Annotated in this window: 16 protein-coding genes; 11 read left to right on the top strand and 5 right to left on the bottom strand. The window is 55.6% G+C overall.

All coding sequences use genetic code 11. The annotated features are described in order from the left end of the window. Window positions 1–61 precede the first annotated feature (61 nt). The 8 genes from PMI30_RS25125 (at window position 62) to PMI30_RS25160 (ending at window position 9,320) form a co-directional block, all read left to right on the top strand. A complete protein-coding gene (locus tag PMI30_RS25125) occupies window positions 62–1,672 on the top strand; it encodes an ABC transporter substrate-binding protein (RefSeq protein WP_008006401.1) in 1,611 nt (536 codons plus the stop codon). Window positions 1,673–1,759: 87 nt separating this feature from the next. Continuing rightward, window positions 1,760–2,773: an ABC transporter permease gene (locus PMI30_RS25130; RefSeq protein WP_443216281.1), complete on the top strand. Its 1,014-nt coding sequence runs from the start codon at window positions 1,760–1,762 to the stop codon at window positions 2,771–2,773. A 51-nt stretch (window positions 2,774–2,824) separates the two neighbouring features. After that, window positions 2,825–4,435, top strand: coding sequence for an ABC transporter substrate-binding protein (locus tag PMI30_RS25135; protein WP_008006399.1), 1,611 nt, complete (start codon window positions 2,825–2,827; stop codon window positions 4,433–4,435). Between the two features lie 62 nt (window positions 4,436–4,497). Beyond that, window positions 4,498–5,415 (top strand): ABC transporter permease, encoded by a 918-nt coding sequence (locus tag PMI30_RS25140; protein WP_008006398.1) that lies wholly within the window; start codon window positions 4,498–4,500, stop codon window positions 5,413–5,415. Between the two features lie 11 nt (window positions 5,416–5,426). Beyond that, on the top strand, window positions 5,427–6,266 hold the full coding sequence (locus PMI30_RS25145; RefSeq protein WP_008006397.1) for an ABC transporter ATP-binding protein: 840 nt from the start codon (window positions 5,427–5,429) through the stop codon (window positions 6,264–6,266). Between the two features lie 10 nt (window positions 6,267–6,276). After that, on the top strand, window positions 6,277–7,053 hold the full coding sequence (locus PMI30_RS25150; RefSeq protein ID WP_008006396.1) for an ABC transporter ATP-binding protein: 777 nt from the start codon (window positions 6,277–6,279) through the stop codon (window positions 7,051–7,053). 26 nt (window positions 7,054–7,079) lie between these two features. Beyond that, window positions 7,080–7,448, top strand: a complete 369-nt coding sequence (locus PMI30_RS25155; RefSeq protein WP_008006394.1) for a 5-carboxymethyl-2-hydroxymuconate Delta-isomerase — start codon at window positions 7,080–7,082, stop codon at window positions 7,446–7,448. A 54-nt stretch (window positions 7,449–7,502) separates the two neighbouring features. Beyond that, the gene (locus PMI30_RS25160) at window positions 7,503–9,320 is read left to right on the top strand and encodes a glycoside hydrolase family 28 protein (protein ID WP_008006393.1); all 1,818 of its coding nucleotides are present in this window, start codon (window positions 7,503–7,505) and stop codon (window positions 9,318–9,320) included. A gap of 71 nt (window positions 9,321–9,391) precedes the next feature. Here the strand turns inward: PMI30_RS25160 and PMI30_RS25165 are convergent, their stop codons facing one another. From PMI30_RS25165 to PMI30_RS25185, 5 genes are all read right to left on the bottom strand, one after another. After that, window positions 9,392–10,330, bottom strand: coding sequence for a carbohydrate kinase family protein (locus tag PMI30_RS25165; RefSeq protein WP_008006392.1), 939 nt, complete (start codon window positions 10,328–10,330; stop codon window positions 9,392–9,394). Window positions 10,331–10,461: 131 nt separating this feature from the next. Beyond that, a complete protein-coding gene (locus PMI30_RS25170) occupies window positions 10,462–11,100 on the bottom strand; it encodes a nucleoside triphosphate hydrolase (protein WP_008006391.1) in 639 nt (212 codons plus the stop codon). 162 nt (window positions 11,101–11,262) lie between these two features. Further along, window positions 11,263–12,189, bottom strand: coding sequence for an ABC transporter substrate-binding protein (locus PMI30_RS25175; protein ID WP_008006390.1), 927 nt, complete (start codon window positions 12,187–12,189; stop codon window positions 11,263–11,265). 43 nt (window positions 12,190–12,232) lie between these two features. Beyond that, a complete protein-coding gene (locus PMI30_RS25180; protein WP_008006389.1) occupies window positions 12,233–13,255 on the bottom strand; it encodes an ABC transporter permease subunit in 1,023 nt (340 codons plus the stop codon). Then, a complete protein-coding gene (locus PMI30_RS25185; protein WP_008006388.1) occupies window positions 13,252–14,811 on the bottom strand; it encodes a sugar ABC transporter ATP-binding protein in 1,560 nt (519 codons plus the stop codon). The genes PMI30_RS25180 and PMI30_RS25185 overlap by 4 nt, the downstream gene beginning before the upstream one ends. Before the next feature lie 517 nt (window positions 14,812–15,328). On the opposite strand from PMI30_RS25185, the gene PMI30_RS25190 reads away from it, so the two are divergent. From PMI30_RS25190 to PMI30_RS25200, 3 genes are all read left to right on the top strand, one after another. Continuing rightward, window positions 15,329–16,339, top strand: coding sequence for a LacI family DNA-binding transcriptional regulator (locus PMI30_RS25190; protein ID WP_008006387.1), 1,011 nt, complete (start codon window positions 15,329–15,331; stop codon window positions 16,337–16,339). A gap of 334 nt (window positions 16,340–16,673) precedes the next feature. Beyond that, the gene (gene pgi, locus PMI30_RS25195) at window positions 16,674–18,338 is read left to right on the top strand and encodes a glucose-6-phosphate isomerase (protein ID WP_008006386.1); all 1,665 of its coding nucleotides are present in this window, start codon (window positions 16,674–16,676) and stop codon (window positions 18,336–18,338) included. Between the two features lie 239 nt (window positions 18,339–18,577). Continuing rightward, window positions 18,578–19,804: a maltoporin gene (locus PMI30_RS25200; protein ID WP_008006385.1), complete on the top strand. Its 1,227-nt coding sequence runs from the start codon at window positions 18,578–18,580 to the stop codon at window positions 19,802–19,804. Window positions 19,805–19,879 lie beyond the last annotated feature (75 nt).

Here is a 19,879-nt window from a genome sequence, read left to right as displayed (position 1 = left end):
GCTGCCCGGTGCACGCCGGGCCGTCCGAGAGCCCTATAAATATAAGAAAGGCACTCTCGCTATGAACATTCTTCCTTCGCTGTGGGCGCGGGTATTGGCGGCCACCCTGGCGGTCGCCGTTTTACCTGTGGCTTATGCCAAGACGCCGGCCGATCAACTGATTGTCGGCATGAGCATGATCAACCTGCTGTCCCTCGACCCGGCGGCAGCCACCGGGCTGGATGTGTCGGAGATCAATGCCAATCTCTATGACATGTTGCTGGTGCAAGACGTCGCCCAGCCTGATCGCCTGCTGCCGGCCCTGGCTGAGCGTTGGCAGGTCAGCGATGACCGCAAGACTCTGACCTTCACCCTGCGCACCGGCGTGCAGTTCCAGTCCGGTAACCCCTTGACTGCCGAAGACGTCGCCTGGTCGCTGCAACGGGTACTCAAGCTCAACCTGGCGTTGGCCTCGACCTGGAAGGCGTACGGTTTCAGTGCCGAGAACGTCGAGCGTTCTATGCGCGCTACGGATGCCAATACCTTTGTCATTGAGTTGCCACGGCCGACCGATCCGCTGCTGGTGCTCAACACCCTGGCGACCTCGCCAAGTGCGTTCATTCTCGACCGCAAAAAAGTCCTCGAACATCAGAAGAACAACGACATGGGCGCTGCCTGGCTGGTGACCCATGCGGCCGGCAGTGGGGCCTTCGTGCTCAATGACTGGCGTGCCAACGACGTGATTCTGATGAGCCGCTTCGACGGTTACTGGGGTGGTCCGGCCAAACTCAAACGCATCGTCATGCGCAACATGACCGAGTCGCAGTCGTTGCGCTTGATGATCGAACGCGGCGATCTGGATATCGCTAAAGGCATGTCCGCGCCGGATATCGAAGCCCTGCAAAAAAGCGACAAGGTGCGCACTCAAACCTTGCAGCGCGGCACGCTCTATTACGTAGCGCTGAGTGTGAAGCAACCGATGTTTGCCGACGCACGAGTACGTAAGGCAGTGCGCTCCCTGATCGACTACCAAGGCATCAACCAGACCGTCATGCCGCACTACGGCGTGATCAATCAACGGCCGTTGCCACTGGGCCTCGCCGCACGCTTGCCCGATCCCGGTTATCGGCTGAATGTCGATGAAGCGAAAAAACTGTTAGCCGACGCGGGCTACCCCAATGGCTTCAAGACCACCATCCGCGTGCTGGCCGAGCCTCCCTTTATCAACATCGCTTCCAACTTGCAGTCGACGCTGGCTCAGGCCGGGATCGAAGCCAGCATCATCACGGGCACCGGTAACCAGATTTACGGCGCCATGCGTGAGCGCAGCTTCGACATCATCGTCGGGCGCGGCGGTGGCGGGGCAGAGCGGCATCCTCACTCCAGTCTGCGCACCCTGGTGTACAACCCGGATAACCGCGATGAAGCCAAGTTGAGTAACTTCCAGGGCTGGCGCACCTCCTTCTACAACCTTGAGTTGAACCAACTGATCGAGAGCGCTGAAGTCGAGCCTGACGCCAACAAACAACTGGCCCAGTACCGGGAAATCCAGAAGCAACTCGATCAACAGGTGGGCGCGATTTTGCCGGTTTCGCAGATGACCGACACGGTGCTGATCTACGCCGACGTTGCCGACTTTCAAGGCCACACGGCAGCGACCACGCGCTACAAGGATGTCTACAAGAAGCGCTAAAAACCGCGCGGGGTGAGCCTCGCGTCTTGGCTACAGCGGTGACCGATTTATCAGGAGCTCACTATGTTTGTTATGACTACCTCTGTCATGGGCGCTCGCGCTTCCAATACCGCCCGGCGCGCCAGTACGGTGCTGGTGACGTTGCTCGGCTTGTTGGCCCTGACTTTTGTCATCGGCCGAGTCATGCCGCTGGACCCGGTACTCGCGGTGGTCGGGCCGGACGCGGACAGTTCCACCTATGACCAGGTGTACCGGGCGATGGGGCTGGATAAACCGATCTGGACCCAGTTCGGCCTGTACCTCAATGACCTGCTCCATGGCGATTTCGGCAACGCGCTGTTGACCGGTCACCCGGTACTCGACGACATCCTGCGGGTATTTCCGGCGACCATTGAGCTGGCCACCCTGGCCATCCTGTTTGGCGTGCTGATCGGCTTGCCGCTGGGCGTGTGCGCGGCCAGTAATCAGGGACGCCTTGGGGATCATGTGGCGCGGGTGATCACTCTGTTCGGTTACTCCACGCCGATTTTCTGGCTGGGCATGATGGGCCTGCTGGTGTTCTACGCCTGGCTCGGCTGGGCCGGTGGTGCCGGGCGGATTGATCTGGCGTATGACGGCATGGTGCCCGAGGTTACCGGCCTGTTGCTGATCGATTCGACTCTGGCGCGGGACTGGGAAGCCTTTGCCAGCGCTCTGCGCCACATCGTGTTGCCGGCGCTGATTCTCGGCCTGAACTCGGTGGCCTACATCAGCCGGATGACGCGCAGCTTCATGCTCGAACAGTTATCTCAGGAGTACATCATCACCGCCAGGGTCAAGGGACTGTCACGCCGCCAAGTGGTGTGGGGGCATGCCTTTCGCAACATCCTCGTGCAGTTGCTGACGGTCGTGGCGCTGGCCTATGGCTCGCTGCTCGAAGGCGCGGTGCTCATCGAGACGGTGTTTGCCTGGCCGGGTTTCGGCCAATACCTCACCAGCAGTTTGATGCTCGGCGATATGAACGCGGTGATGGGCTGTGTGTTGGTGATTGGACTGATCTTTGTCGCGCTCAACCTGATCAGCGATGCCTTGTACAAGGTGTTCGACCCACGCACCCGTTAATCCACAACGCTGCTGCAGTACCGATAAAACTATAAAAAGAAGGATCCTTGAATGAAGACTGCTTTTTCGAAACTGCACATAAGCCTGTTGGCGGCCGTTCTGGCCTTGGGGCCGATGACAATGGCCAATGCCAAGACCCCGGCTGATCAACTGATCGTCGGCATGAGCATGGTCAACCTGTTCTCGATTGATCCGGCCAACGCCCCCGGCCTGGATGCCTCCGGCGTCAACGCCAACCTTTACGACACATTGATCAAACGTGATCAGGGCAACCCGGAAAAACACCTGCCGCAATTGGCCGAACGCTGGGAGATCAGCGAAGACGGCAAGCAGGTGACGTTCCACCTGCGCCAGGACGTGAAATTCCATTCTGGTCATCCGCTGACTGCCGAGGACGTGGCCTGGTCGCTGTACCGGGTGATGAAACTCAACTTCGGTCTGGCAACGACCTGGAAGGCTTACGGCTACAGTGTCGATAACATCCAGTCGCTGATCCGCGCCAGTGATGCCCACACGCTGATGATCGACTTGCCGCAAACCATGGATCCGCTGCTGTTGATCGACTCGTTGGCCATTTCGCCCAGCGCCGTGGTGGTGGATCGCAAGACCGCCCTGACTCACGAGAAAAACGGTGACTTGGGCGCTGGCTGGCTGGTGACCAACGAAGCCGGCAGCGGTCCATTTGTACTGACCAAATGGAGCGCCAACGACTCGCTGCTGCTGACCCGATTCGATGGCTACTGGGGCGGCGCGGCCAAACTCAAGCGTGTGGTGGTAAGGCACATGACCGAATCCCAGTCGCTGCGCCTGATGCTTGAACGCGGTGACCTTGACCTGGCCTACGGCATGGCGGCCCCAGACATTCGGGCCATCGACGGCTCGGAAAAAATCCAGGTGCAGTCGTTGCCGCGCGGCACGATGTACTACGTGGCGATGAGCATGAAGCAACCCGAGTTCGCCAAGCCCAAGGTGCGCGAAGCGGTGCGCAACCTGATCGACTACAAAGGCCTGGACGAACAGGTGATGCCGTATTACGGCAAGCTCAATCAACAACCGATGCAACTGAGCCTGGAAGCGCGCCTGCCGGATCCGGGCTATCACATGGACGTGCCCAAGGCGAAAAAACTGCTTGCCGAAGCCGGTTATCCCGAGGGTTTCAGCACCACGATTCGTACGTTGTCGGAGCCACCCTTCATCGACATCGCCGCGCGCCTGCAAGCGACGCTGGCCGAAGGCGGGATCAAGGCCAGTATCGTCACCGGCACCGGCAATCAGGTGTATGGCGCGATGCGTGCGCGCAACTTCGAGATCATCGTCGCACGGGGCGCCGAGCGGTATCCGCATCCGTATTTCAGCCTGCGGACGTTCGCCTACAACCCCAACAACAGCGATGACGCCGGCTTGCCGAACTTCCAGGGCTGGCGTGCCTCGTTCTTTAACCCGCAGCTCAACAGTTTGATCGACCAGGCCGGGGTCGAGCGCGACGGGGCGCAGCGGCTCAGCCTGTATCACCAGGCGCAGGAACTCTACGACCAGCAGGTCGGGCCGATCCTGATGATTTCGCAGATGACCGACACCGTGGTCAGCGCTGCCGACGTCAAGGGTTTCGCTGGCGATGATGCCGAAGCGACGCGTTACCTGGGCGTCTACAAGCAACGCTGAATGCGGCCGGGCGTGTCTGCGGACGCGCCGGGTGATCCTGAATTCAACCCGAGAACATGCCAATGATTGCCAACATGTCTTCTACCGATTCCAACGCCAAGCGGCAGGTGGATCGCACCCCCGGGTCCAGCTTCGATGCCTTGTGCAAGAGCGGCCTGAAAGTGCTGCACCACCTGTTGCGTAACCCAATGACCCTGGCCGGGCTGCTGGTCGCGATGCTGTTGGTCGTGGTCGCGGCATTTGCCCCCTGGATCGCCACTCACGATCCAGTGGCACAGAACCTCGCCAACGCGCTACAGGCGCCCGGCGCCGTTCACTGGTTCGGCACCGATGAATACGGCCGGGATATCTTTAGCCGGTTGGTCTATGGCTCGCGTATTACCCTGTACATCATCACGCTGGTCACGGTGATTGTCGGTCCTATCGGCTTGTTTATCGGCACGGTCTCCGGCTATTACGGTGGCCTCGTGGACACAGTCTTCATGCGCTTGACCGACATCTTCATTTCTTTCCCCAGCCTGGTATTGGCGCTGGCGTTTATCGCGGCCCTTGGTCCTGGCCTCGAACACGCGGTGGTGGCGATTGCCTTGACCTCCTGGCCGCCGATTGCGCGTCTGGCACGGGCCGAAACCCTGTCGTTGCGCAAGGCGGATTTCGTCGTGGCGGTCGAGCTGCAAGGTGCTTCGACATCGCGAATTATTCTGCGGCACATCGTCCCGATGTGCATGTCGTCGGTGATTATCCGCCTGACCATGAACATGGCCGGGATCATCCTCACCGCCGCGGCGTTGGGCTTTCTCGGCCTGGGCGCCCAGGCACCGTCACCGGAGTGGGGCGCGATGATATCGACAGGCCGGCGCTACATGCTTGAGTGCTGGTGGCTGGTGGCTGTTCCAGGTGCGGCGATCATGCTGGTCAGCCTGGCTTTCAACCTGTTGGGCGACGGCCTGCGGGACATTCTTGATCCGCGCAGCGAGTAACCGGAGGCTGTATGTCTGCAATCAAATTGAACGTCGAAGGGCTCAATGTGCGCTTCGTCAATGGTCAGAAAGAAACCCACGCGGTACGGGATGTGTCCTTCACCCTGGGGCGCGAAAAACTAGCCATTGTTGGCGAGTCCGGTTCGGGCAAATCAACGGTGGGACGCAGCCTGCTCAAGTTGCACCCGGCCAGTACCCGAATCACCGCCAAGGCCATGCAATTCGGTGAAGTCGATTTGCTGACGGCCAGTGAAAAAGTCATGCAAAAGATTCGCGGACAGCGTATCTCGATGATCATGCAAGACCCCAAGTACTCGCTGAACCCGGTGGTCAAGGTCGGCGACCAGATTGCCGAGGCATACCTGGCTCACCATAAGGCCAGTCGCAGCGAGGCCCGTGAGCGGGTAATGGAAATGCTCGAAAAGGTGCATATCCGTGATCCGCAGCGAGTCTACAACTTGTATCCCCACGAGGTTTCCGGTGGTATGGGCCAGCGCATCATGATCGCAATGATGGTCATCACCCGGCCGCAAGTGATCATCGCCGATGAGCCGACCTCGGCCCTCGATGTCTCGGTGCGCCAACAAGTGCTAAGCGTGCTTGAAGAGTTGGTTGAGCAGCAGGAAATGGGGCTGATTTTTGTCAGTCACGACCTAAACCTCGTGCGCAACTACTGTGACCGCGTGCTGGTGATGTACGCCGGGCGGGTGGTGGAATCACTGGCTGCCTGCGACCTGCAACACGCCCAACATCCCTATACCCGTGGCCTGCTGGCGGCATTGCCGAGCATGGACAATCGTCGCGAACGATTGCCGGTGCTGCAACGCGACCCGCTCTGGCTGACTTGCTGAGGAATTGACCATGCCCATGATCCAAGCACACGCGCTGAACCTGAGTTTCGGCGTTGGCCCGGCCCTCAATCAAGTGCTGCACGACGTCAGCCTCAGCGTTGCCGATGGTGAATCCTTTGGTTTGGTGGGGGAGTCCGGCTCGGGCAAAACCACCGTGCTGCGCTGCCTGGCCGGGCAGTATCGGCACTGGAGCGGCGAGCTGAGCATTGCCGGCGTGCCGTTGCAGCACAAGATTCCGAAGGCGCATTTCCGGCAAGTGCAGATGGTTTTTCAGGACCCCTATGGTTCCTTGCATCCACGCCATACGGTCGACACTGCGCTGCGCGAGCCGCTGATCATTCACGGGGTAGCGGACAAGGACGACCGGATCAGCGAGATCCTGCTCAAGGTGGGTTTGAACGACAGTTACCGCTATCGCTATCCGCATCAGTTGTCCGGCGGTCAGCGCCAGCGAGTGGCGATTGCCCGCGCATTGATTCTTGAGCCCAGGGTCTTGCTGCTGGATGAGCCAACGTCGGCACTGGATGTTTCGGTGCAGGCGGAAATCCTCAACTTGCTGGCGGATCTGCGCCAGCGCGAGAAGCTCACGTATTTGATGGTGACCCACGATCTGGGTGTGGTGACGCACCTGTGTGATCGGGTGGCGGTGATGCAGCAAGGCAAGATCGTTGAACTGCTCGACAGTAAGGCACTCAATCAGGACCTGGCGACCCACGCCTATACAAGAATGCTGGTGCAGGCCAGCCGTGATTTCAGCCAAGAGTCCGAGCGCCAAATGGCAGTTTGAACAGACCGATTTGCGGAGAAACAACCATGCCCCATTGCCTCATCGATTGCCCCGTAGCCCTGGCCCAACGCATCGGCGAGCAGACCCTGCTGGCCACCGTGCACGATGCCCTCGACGCCTTTGGCGTATTCAAGCCGGGGGATATCAAGGTTCGACTCAACGGTTATGTCCATTACCGCTGCGGGGCTACCCAGGATGACTTCGTCCATGTGGCCCTGTACCTGTTTGCCGGGCGCAGTGCCGAACAGCAACGCAGCTTGGCTTCGGCGGTGTTGGCCGCGTTGCTGGGCCTGCTGCCAGACGTCGAAGCCTTGTCCATGGATGTACGGGAAATGCCACGGGAGACGTTCGTCAATCGTAGTCAATACCTCGAAGAAGCCGGGCTATCGGCCTGAACCCGTGGGTTCAGACACCCTGGCTTGATGACTGGCAAAGACAAGGAAAACGACATGCCGTATCAACCTCCCGCTGTTGCTCTGCCCAAACACTTTCTGGCGCGGTCACTGATCGCCCCCCTGGCCGTGAGTTGCAGTCTGTCATCGTGGGCGCTGCAAGCACCGTCGAAACTGCAAGTGCCGACCCTGGCCTTTGATGATCAGCAGATCATCCTCGTCTGGGAAAAACCTGCCGATTACACCGACATCAAGGACTATCGGGTCTACGCCAACGGCGTCCTGCTGGGCAGCAGCAACGCCAACAATGACCGGGTATCGCCGGCCAAGCCCTACATCGACCGCTTCTACGAGCAGGACACCGCGAACTTCCACTACCGCATCGGCATTCACAGCTACACCGCCCAAGGACTTAAACCCGACACCTCATACCGTTTCACCGTGCGTGCAGTGGGTGCCGATGGCAAGGAATCGGCTGACAGTCCGGCACTCGTGCAACGTACGACGAAGGTTGCGCCGGTGTTCGACGTGAAGAAGTACGGCGCCAAGGGTGACGGCAGCAGCCTCGATACCCTGGCCATCCAGAATGCTATCGAGGCCTGTACCGTTGGTTGCAAAGTGTTGTTGCCCAAGGGCATCTACAAAAGCGGCGCGCTTTATCTCAAAAGCAACATGACTTTGGAAATCGCCGAGGGCGCGACACTGCTGGGTTCCGAGCGCGCCGAAGACTATCCGCTGGCGGGTTACATTCAGTATCCGTATTCGAGCACGGTGCGCCCGGCCTCGCTGATCAACGCCTTGCCCCGCGATCCACGTCAACACCAGTCGTTCGAAAACATCCGTATCGTTGGCAAGGGCACCCTTGATGGTAATGGCTGGAAGCGGCGCACGGATATCGTCGACGAGCGTGGTCAGCCTTTGCCGTTCTACCTGCCCAGCGATAACACGCGCTACCAGCAAGACGGCATTCTCGCCAAGGCGCAAGTCGAACAAGCGGTGGCGCGAGGCATGAATGTCAAGGATGCCTACGGGCAGATGCGTTCTTCGCTGATCACCCTTCGCAACGTGAAAAACGTTTTCTACGGCGGTTTCACCGTGTTGAATCCGGCGTTCCACGGGATCATGAACCTAGAGACCGAAAACGTGGTGCTGGCCAATACCACGCACAAGACCTATGACGCCAACAACGGCGACGGCATCGAGTTCGCCAACAGCAAAGGCGCCATGGTCTTCAACAACTTCTTCGACACCGGCGATGACTGCGTCAATTTCGCGGCTGGCACCGGTGCCGATGCGGTGCATCAAAAGCCCCAGGAGGATGCGTGGATCTTCAACAACTACTTTCGCAAAGGTCATGGCATGGTGGTTGCCGGCAGCCACACAGGCGCCTGGATTCAGAACATTCTGGCCGAGGACAACGTCTCTGACGGCACCGATGCCGGTTTGCGAATGAAGAGTACCAACTTCATGGGGGGCGGGGCGCGGAACGTCATCTTCCGCGATTCGGCGATGCGCAATACCGTCAAACAGGCCTTCATTTTCACCCTCGACTACAACGACCCGAACGCCAAACTGGATTACCAGCGTTCAACAGTCCCGGGGCAGTTCCGGGATATCCGAGTCGCTGATGTGAGCGTCGAGAATGCGCAAGGCAAGGCGATCGAGGTCAAGGGCGATAGCCGGAGCAACGCCTGGCATCAGGGCCTGGTGTTCGAACGCGTACGCTTCAGCGGCCCGGCCAAGGTGCAGATCGATGGGTTGAAGGATTCGCAGTTCGACAGCGTTGTATTCAGCGAGACGGGCGGGGGAAATTCATGGCAAGTGACCAATAGCCAGGGTTTGTCTTTCAACGCGATGGGCCCGACGCCGCCATAGTCGTTGCTTGCCTTTGAGCTGGATGGCGCTTGGCAATGTGCCCGCAACAGCCATCCTTGCCACAGCCCAAGTCAATCCAACTGATGCCGATAAGGCAAGTCCGGCCCGGTCTTGCCGCAGGTGAGGGCGGCGGCGCTGACGGCGAAGGTGAGCATCGCGTCGATCTGTTCGCGACTCAAGCGCTGCAAACCCTCCACCGAATCCAGCTGCTGTTCGGTCAGCCATGCGATCAACGCCGCTTGGAAGGTGTCGCCGGCGCCCACGGTATCAGCCATCAACACCGCGCAGGCCGGCGCCGACCAACTGCCATGGCGGCGGCTGAATACCGTTGCTCCCTGGCCGCCACGGGTGAGGAATACCAGCTGGCAGCGGTGTTCCAGCCAGTCATGGATCACGCTGTGCGGATCACGCTCGGGGTAGAGCAGGTTCAGGTCCTCGTCGCTGACCTTGATCAGGTCGGCATGCTCGACCAGAGTGTTGATGCGTTCGCGCCACAGTTCGATATTCGGTTCTGGGTTGAGTCGCACGTTGGGGTCGAGGCTGATCAGGCGTTTGCCGCTTTCCCTGCGGACCAGGGCCAGCAGGGTGTCGGCAATCGGCTGCACCACCAGCGAGAACGAGCCGATATGCAACCCACGCACCTCAGCGCCTAATTCAGGTAAATGCCCCGGCAACAGCTGGCGATCGGCACAACCTTCGCCTCGGAAGCTGTAATGCGGCGAGCCGTCGGCACCGACGGCGACCATCGCCAGGGTGGTCGGTGCGTCGAAGTCCTGCAGGTAGTCCGGGCGCACGCCTTCCTCCTGCAGCACTTGCTGTAAACGCCGGCCGAGGTAGTCGCTGGACAGCCCGGCGAACAGCGCCACGTCGATGCCCAGACGGCGCAAGCCGACGGCGACGTTGAACGGCGAACCACCGGCAATCGCTTTGTAGTTCACTTTTGAAGCTTGAACGTTGACGTCGTTTTCACTGAAGAAATCGAACAGCGCTTCACCACATACCAGATACATAGTCATTCGCTCTTTAAAGGTTCGCTACAAGTTGTTAATAGCGTTCGTAGGCCTGTTAGCGTTAAAAAGCTAGCCAAGCAAAGCGCTTGGTTAACGGCGTGATTCTTTCTCAAAAGAGAGGAAGTGGGATCTTAATTTGTGATCGTGAAGTCAGCGATATTGCTGGCCGAAATCACAATGTCGGCATTCGGAAGGTCGTTGCGATGAACTTTTTCATAGGAAGTAGACTCATCGAAACCCAATGATCGCCATCGATCAAGCAGGCGCGCTTCCAGGGTTTTGCGGTCAGCCTGCAGCATGATGGTGGCGTCAAAACAGTCTCTTAAGGACGACCATGGGGCGAGGTCTAATAGAAGGTAGTTTCCTTCCACGATGAGATATTTCACGTCAGAGGAAATCAATTGTCCTGCAGCACGGGATATCTCCAGGATTCGATCGAATACCGGAACGGCAACCGCTGGTTCGTTGTTCGCACGAAGCCGTAGCAGCAGACTCCTGAAGCCACCCACATCGAATGTATCAGGTGAGCCCTTACGATCTAAAAGGTTCAAGGATCCAAGAACCGCATCATCGTAATGAAAGCCATCTCCGGGAACAACAGCTGCGCCCCCCGGCATAACTCTATTAAGAGCCTCTACCAAGGCCTGAGAGACGGTGGACTTACCGGCACCAGGCGGCCCCGCTAGCGCAACGACAATTCGATTACCAGACAGAGCCTTAACGTAGTTGAGTAGCTCTGTGCTTACTATTGTGTTTGTTTTGGTGAACATGCCAAATCTCTCCTCAGCAGCCGTCGCTCAGGTTTCCCGTAGGTTCGTCCCTTTAGGGGTTTTCATGCCGTGCGGCCGCTGCGAGCACCTCGCAGCAGCCATTCCCCGCATGACAGAGGTGGCTAGAAACCCCTATGTCATTTGACTCAACCCCTCAGTTGGTCAGTGGTCAGCTTGCCAGCCTTTGTACTCCATGACGTTGGCTCGTGTTACCAGTGAGGGTTGAAGCAGTACCGTTGTGCTTTCCAAAGATTTGCCATTCAACAGGTCATAACCCATCGTTACGGCCTGTTGTGCCTGGCCCCAAGGGGATTGGGAGGCGGATGCCTGGATCTGTGTATCGCTTTTGAGCGCAGTCTCTATATCGGGAGCTCCATCCACCGATGCGATAATGATGCCTTTGCGCTTGAGTTGTTTTGCTGCCAGGTCTGCACCTATGGCCTGGGGGTCATTGATCGCGAACACCGCGTCGACTTTTGCAAAGCGAGTCAAGTCGCCTTGCATCACGCTGTAGCCACCTTCACGCGAACCTTTGGCATCCTGATTATCAGACAGTATCTTGATATCGGGTGCCTGCGCGAAAACACTCTTACAGCCATTGACTCGGTCTAAGACTGCTGAGGTCTGCGTACCATTCTGGATAATAACGTTACCCTTGCCACCCAGCTTCTCAGCGATGTACTGACATACAATCCTGCCGGCTTCGACGTTATCGGTCTGTACCGTGGCGTTGGCACCTTGCACCATGACATCTACGCCCACAACCACTATGCCTGCCTTCCTTGCTTTCGCAATCGCAGGCGCGATTGCGACAGGGTCGACGGCGTTGACAAGAATCAAGTCTACGCCCGAAGAAATGAAGTTATCGATTTGAGTGAACTGCTTATTCAAATCGTAATCTGCCGACACCGAGATAAATTTTGCGGCGGGATTGATATGCAGTGCCTCGGCTTTGGCGCCATCTACCATCGCTACAAAGTAAGGATTACCCAGCGAGCCAACAGTTATCCCGACGGATTTCAACTCTCGCGCTTGAGCGCTGCTAAATGCCAGTAGTGTACAAACAGCGGTAAATATTATTTTTTTCATGAGCACTGTCTCTTGTTATTGGAGTGTGGGGGTTATATATGATTCAGGTTCGTGCACCTGACTGCCGAAAGCGATCGAGGGCTACCGCTCCGATGATGACAACACCTTTGATAATGTATTGCCAGATATCCGAAACTCCCAGCAATATCAGGCCATTAGAAAGTGTAGCGATAATCAGGGCGCCAATTAGCGTACCGACGATAGTGCCGACGCCTCCTGTAAAGCGCGTTCCTCCCAGAATAACGGCGGCGATAGCGTCGAGTTCATAAGACTGTCCCATTTGCAGTCCATTAGCAGCCATCAGTCGAGCGGAAGTCATGATGGCCCCCACGCCCGCCAACAAACCGGACAGGGCATAAGTAAATAACAGGACTTTCCAGACCTTGATTCCCGACAACCGTGCGGCCTCAGGATTGCCGCCCACTGCGTAAATCTGTACGCCTAACACCGTACGTCGAAGAATAAGCCACGAAAGAGTAACCACGACTACCGCGATTACAACCAGCCATGGCACCCCGAACAAGGTATCGTTTCCAATGTAAGCAAAGGACAGGTCGGGATTGAAAACCGTTTTGTCTTCGCCGATGAGGCGTGCGATTCCACGCATCGCTGTCAATCCGCCTAGCGTGACGATAAATGCCGGTAGCTTTCCAAAAGCGACCAATACACCATTGACGAGCCCTAGTAGCAGTCCGACTCCAAGCCCCGCAGCGATGGCCAGGGGAGCAAACCCCGGAACTTGCGATACCAATAGCGCCACTACTGCGGAAACAGCCAGAATCGAACCAACCGAAAGGTCGATACCACCTGTCAAAATCACGAAAGTCAGACCTGACGCCAATACCACATTGATAGAGGCTTGCTGACTGATGATCGAGAAATTCTGAACCGAGAAAAAGCTCTCGCTCATCAGGCCAAAGCCCACACAAAGGAGTAACAGTACGGGCAGCATGCCCGCCACTCTCATCAGTTGGCGCATTTTATCCTGGGTGGAAGGTCCGGCGATGCTTCGTACACCAGGCGTGGTGAGGTCACTTGCTACTTTGCTTTGCAGTGGGGAAGTCATTGGACTAAGTCTCCGTTGGCTAGAGTCAACCTGTCGCTGCCTGTGGCAAACGCGATAATGGCTTCAGGTGTGATATCAAGACCGCTGTGGCCACCGAGTTCGGTGACAAGTTTACCCTCACACATGACCAATACACGGTCGGCAATTCCAACGATCTCTGGTAGTTCACTTGAAATTATCACTACGCAAACGCCGGATGCTGCTAATGCATTGATGATTTTATATATTTCTGATTTAGCCCCAATGTCGACACCCGATGTAGGCTCGTCGAGGAACAATACTCTGGGCTTCATCTCCAGCAGACGAGCCAACAAAACTTTTTGCTGGTTGCCTCCGGACAGTGCTCCAACATTGATATCTGAAGACGCTTTGATATTGAGTGCCTGGATTGCTTGTTCGGTACGTCCAGTTCCGGCCGCTCGGTCCACAAACCCCGCAAATCGAGCATCACTTCCCACAACACATACATTAATATTGTCGTGGACACTCATGTCGAGAAAAAGGCCCAGTGCTTTGCGGTCTTCTGTCAGATAGACGATGCCTGCGTTACCTGCATCGCGAGGAGAGCGTATGACTACAACTTCGCCGTCCATCTCAATCTTTCCGCCTGAGTACGCATCGACGCCTGCGATTAATCGGGCAAGTTCGGTTCTTCCAGAACCCACCAGTCCTGCAATCCCGAGAATTTCGCCGGCATACAGATCGAAACTGCAATCCTGAATTTTGAAGTCATCTGTAAGATTGCGAACACGTAGTATCGGTTGCTCGTAAGAGCACAAAGAACGCTCATGGGCGTAGAAGCCGGAAACATCGCGGCCAACCATCATCCGGACCAGGGTTTCAGCTGACAGCGTGACGCGATCCAGCGAACCAACGTAACGACCGTCCCGGAGCACCGAAACACAATCGGACAATGCGTATATCTCGGCCATTCGATGGCTGATATAGATGATCGCGACGCCATCATCACGTAGCTGCCGAATCAATGTAAAAAGACTTTCGGTCTCTTTTGTGGATAGCGGCGTTGTAGGCTCGTCCATCACCAGGATTCGCGTATCGGCATGAATTGCACGCGCGATTTCAACAAGTTGTTGGTCCGCAATCGACAAGGTGCCGACCAGTGCGTGCGGATCAAATGTGACGCCAAGTCGCTTTAGTACTACGAGCGCGCCTTCGGTCATTGCCTTGCGGTTTATAACGCCACATCGACGAATCTCTCTACCCAGGTAGATGTTCTCCACCACGCTCATATTTGCGCACAAGCTGAGCTCTTGATAGATGACGGATATGCCATGGCGCTTCGCATCGTTCACGCCATAGTTTCGAATATCACATCCGTCGATTCGGATAGTGCCACTGTCGGCGACATAGGCCCCCGATAGTATTTTCATCAGAGTGGATTTTCCGGCGCCGTTTTCGCCCATTAGCGCGTGGATTTGTCCAGGGAAAATACTGAGGTCAATATCATGCAGGACGCGCACCCCATTGAATGACTTCGAGATGGAATGCATTTCCAATAGGGCAGGAGGGGGGCTTTCAGATCCAGTGCTCAGCATAGCTGTTAACTCCTTATCTACCGATTTGAGAGGCAGTTGAAACCTCTCATCGGTGTTCTTGTTTGAGCAACATAGTCGAAAGGAAAGCGCTTGCGCAAGCGCTTTCCTTTTCGTTCGAGGAATTCTCCAAAAAGCACTTCAACGTCCATCCCCTAGGGAAGCCCCGATCAAAGAGCACATGAAAAGGATGTTAGAAAAGCGCTTGCGCAAGCGCTTTCGTCTCGGCTATGCTTTTTTCAACAAGCGCTGCTGCGTCCATCAATTGGTTCGCAGGATGATCGCTACGATAATAAAAAGGAGTGCCCGGCTATGCTGCATAGCGGATTCCACCATCTCGATTCACAGACTTCAGATGCGCTGCGCATCTCGCTGGGTCTCTCACGAAATTGCGGGCTCGCCCCGGCATCAATTCCGAGAGCCATCGACGCATTTTCTCGCCGTGAGCTTTACAATAGGTAGCAACTGGACATGAGTTCAGCGCTATCCATCAAATCACGTGAGAAAGGAGTGATGCACAGTGGGTGCAAAGATGAGCGATGTCGCGAGAGCCGCGAACGTATCAATGTCTACGGTATCTCATGTTCTCAACGGTACTCGTAAAGTACATCCTGACACCGTCCGTAGTGTGAATCAGGCTGTAGAGTCCGTAGGCTATATTCGAAACTCACTCGCTCGGTCTCTGGCTCGCTCCTCTTCGGGTTCGGGTGCTATCGGCGTGGCGATTGCTACGCTTTCAAACTATTACTTCAGTGAAACAGTACGTGCCATCGAAGCGGCATGCGCGAAAAGCGGATTGATGATGATATTGGTCAATACGCAAAGAGATCCGGAACAGGAACTCAAAGCGGTCAAGGCACTGCATGAGCGACGTGTTGACGGGATTGTACTCGCTTCGGAATATGATCCAGAAAATCGAGTATTTAATTACTTAAAAGCCAACAAGATACCCACGGTTCTCATCGATCGACTTCTCTCGACGTCTTTTGATCAGGTGGGGGTAGAGAATAAGCACTCCTCTCAAGAATTGATTGCACATTTGATCAAGCTGGGTCATCGGCGTATCGGGATGGTATCCGGACGATTGACCCAGTCTTCTTCTCATGAGCGAATTGACGGCTACCGTGCGGCTTTGGCTGACGCTGGAATTGAGTACGAAGATCAATTGGTTTGCTGTGGTGAATCGGCGATTGCGCCGGCAATGGAAGCCACTCGCCATTTGCTATCGCTAGAGCACCCGCCCACCGCAATAATGACTGCAAACAATTTGATGACCATTGGTGCAATGCAGGCCCTTCGTGAAGCGGGGCTTGAGGTGCCAAAGGATATCGCGTTGGTTGGCTTTGACGATTTCGACTGGGCGGATGCTTTTAGCCCAAGATTGACAGTTGTAGCGCAACCTCTCGAGGAACTCGGAGCCCAGGCTGTGAAGCTTTTATTGAAGCGTATCAAGCAACCTGAGGGTAGACGTCAGACTATCAGATTGAAACCCTCTTTAATTCAGCGAGATTCATGCGGCGCTCCCAAATGACTGTAATCAGGATTTCGTCCTGAGGATCTAGCGGTGCAGACGTGAATTACTTGACTCTTGTTCACGTCTCGCCGCCTGGATAATTTTGAAACCAAACGACTAGCACCTGGTTTCCATTTGTCGTGCACGTATATGTATGTTTCAGTGTTTTCTGCTTGAGTGCCCCGCGTTTGGTTTTGTTTTTCTTCAGGTAATTGGTTGTAGCTGCAAAATGCAGAGCTTATTCCTGTGATGGCGCTTCTGCGTTCGCAGAATTACGAAATGCTTAAATTTGAATGGCAAGACAAGAGTCGATTTAGACGGCACAAGCCGTATTGGCGAAGAAGGGCTGAGCATGAATAACTACAACAAAACGAATGATGTGACTGCACTGCCGGCATGGCGCAATCTGCTCGACCATCGGGAGAGCATGAAAAATTTTAGTATGCGCGATGCCTTTCGAGATGACAGTAAACGCTTTCAAGAGTTTTCCTTGGCGGGCTGCGGGCTTTTTTTGGATTACTCCAAAAACCTGATCACTCACGAAACGCGTTCATTGCTTGTAAACCTTGCTCGCGAGGCAGGCGTGGAACAGGCAGCGCATGCCATGTTCAGTGGAGAGAAAATCAACTGCTCCGAGGGGCGTCCTGTGCTGCATACCGCGCTGCGGCGACCAGTGGGTGACGCTTTGATGGTCGATGGTCGCAACTTGATGCGCGATGTGCATGGCGCCCTGGCGCAAATGACTGACGTGGTGAGTCGTATCCATAACCATCTGTGGCGTGGTTACAACGACAAGGTCATCACCGATGTCGTAAACATTGGTATTGGTGGCTCATTTCTGGGCCCGGAGCTTGTCTCTGAGGCGCTGGCGCCTTTTGCTCGGCATGGAGTGCGGTGCCATTATCTAGCTAACATCGACGGCAGTGAATTCCGAGAGGTTACAGCCGGACTGAACGTAGAAACAACGCTGTTCATCATCTCCAGCAAAACCTTCGGTACTCTTGAAACCTTGAAGAATGCACAAGCTTCTCGTAGCTGGTACTTGGCTAAGGGCGGGACGGAGGAGAAGCTATATCGCCATTTCATTGCTGTGACAAGTAATCGCCAAGCGGCGCTGGATTTCGGCATTCGTGAAGCAAACATATTTCCTATGTGGGACTGGGTCGGTGGCCGTTACTCACTATGGTCTGCAATTGGCCTGCCGATTGCGCTGGCCATTGGCATCGCTAACTTCAAGGAACTGCTATCCGGCGCGTACGCGATGGATCAGCATTTCCTGAACGAACCATTGGAACAGAACCTTCCTGTTCTTTTAGCGGTACTCGGCGTTTGGTATCACAATTTTTGGGGTGCGCAAAGCTATGCTTTCTTGCCCTATGACCATTACCTGCGCAACTTCGTTAAGCATCTGCAGCAGATGGACATGGAGTCAAATGGCAAAAGTGTTCGTCATGACGGCACGTCAGTGTCTTGCACCACGGGCCCGGTAATCTGGGGCGGCGTGGGGTGTAACGGACAGCACGCTTACCACCAGTTGCTGCATCAGGGAACGCCTCTGATTCCAGCTGACTTCATTGTGCCTGTGGTCAGCCACAATCCAGTGGCTGATCATCAGGAATGGCTGTATGCCAATTGCTTGTCTCAAAGCCAAGCGCTGATGTGGGGCAAAACCCGCAGTGAAGCTGAGGCAGAGCTAAAAGCCAAAGGCCATTCATCCAGTGAGATTGAACGACTGGCACCGCATAAAGTGATCCCCGGTAACCGGCCAAGCAATACAGTTGCTCTTGAGATCATCAATCCACATAGCCTTGGTGCGCTGATCGCCCTTTACGAGCACAAGGTCTTTGTCCAAGGCGTAATTTGGGGAGTCAATTCGTTTGATCAATGGGGCGTGGAGCTGGGCAAGGAGCTAAGTAACAACGTCCATAGCCTCCTGACTCGATATGACGCGCAACCGGCTGATGATTCCTCGACGCAGGGTCTTATAGATTTCTTCCGAGGACGTCATCGGGGGTAGAGCCTCATAAGATCGGACGGGACTAATGCCTTATCGTTAGCTCGTCGTGGCCACTTTGCACTGCCTGGATTTTTCGTATGCTTTTGGTTCAGGTAATGCAGTGCCTTTTTTATTCGATTTAACTTGGTATTTTCCTGTCGGAAACCGGTGCGTGGAGTTAGTCGCGTATCCGAATCAAAAGCGTGCTGTTCGTGTTATCGGCCTTGTCCAATAAATATAACAAACAAAAGGTGTTATGAATGAACGTTAAAACTCTCAGCGCAGTTCTGGGTGCGTCCTTTGCTGTCGGCTTTTTGCCCGTTGATGCGTATGCAACAGACTTCAGTGGTTATTTCAGAACCGGAGTAGGAGATTCGACTCAAGGAGGGAAACAGTCGTGTTTTCAGCTACCGGGCGCGCAATCCAAATACCGTCTGGGCAACGAATGTGAGCAATATCTGGAACTGGATTTGCGTCAGGATCTGCTTTCACTGGACGACGGCTCGGTGGTCAGCGTGGAAGGCATGGCACAGTTTTATAACGAATATGGCCATGAACCAAAATTTGACGGGGAGCACGGCTATACGCGGATGAGCCAGCTCTACGGTGAGTGGAGCAAGATGCCGGCATTGAATGGCGGTTCTTTCTGGGCGGGCCGTCGTTACTACAACCGAAACGACATCAATATTTCCGACTACTTCTACTGGAACCAAAGCTCAACAGGCTTTGGGTTCGACCAGGTCGCATTGGGAGATCTGAAATACAGCTACGTGTTCTCACGCAAGGACAACGTCTTCCAAAAGGATTTTGTTACCCGTCATGATGTGACCGTCAGCGGATTCAACACAAATCCCGGTGGCGAGGTTCAACTGGGCGTCAGTTATCTGGACAAGCCGAGCCGCGAGAATGCTCATCAGGGCTGGTCGGTGGTTGCCCAGCACAAGCAGGTCGCGTTTCTTGGCGGAGTCAACAAGTTCGCTGTTCAATACGGCCGAGGGCCGGGCACCGCATTGGGCTACACCGGTGATACCACGCTGGATGAGAGCAACAAGAGCTGGCGGCTCGTGGAGTTTTTCGACTGGCAAATGACTCATGCTTTCAGTGGTCAAGTTGAATTGGTCTATCAAAAAGACACGCGCCCTGATGGTGATGATCAGAACTGGTTATCCATTGGTGTTCGGCCAATTTATGCGTTCACGGACCAGTTCAAGTTGATCACAGAAGTTGGGCGCGACCAGGTTGAAGCCGCAGACGGTACCCGAAAACTCACTAAGTACACCATCGCGCCTACCTGGTCACCGAAGGGCACGGGATTCTGGGACAGGCCGGAATTTCGTCTGTATTACACCTACGCAACCTGGAACAAGGCTGCGCAACGCGCCGCCAGCTTACAATCTCCGGGATCGGCGTTGTCTGATACCGGTGCGTTTGGTACAGACCTGCAAGGCTCCAACGTAGGGTTTCAGGTCGAGTATTGGTGGAAATAAATCCTGAAATGGCAGTGCTGACGATCAGCCCGGATCTGCTTCAACAACTGCGGATAGCGAGGGCAATCCAACGCT

This window comes from Pseudomonas sp. GM50 (genome assembly GCF_000282375.1).
Taxonomy (GTDB): Bacteria; Pseudomonadota; Gammaproteobacteria; order Pseudomonadales; family Pseudomonadaceae; genus Aquipseudomonas.
The sequence above is the reverse complement of the archived record's forward strand: the minus strand, read 5'-3'. Positions and strand labels throughout refer to the sequence as shown.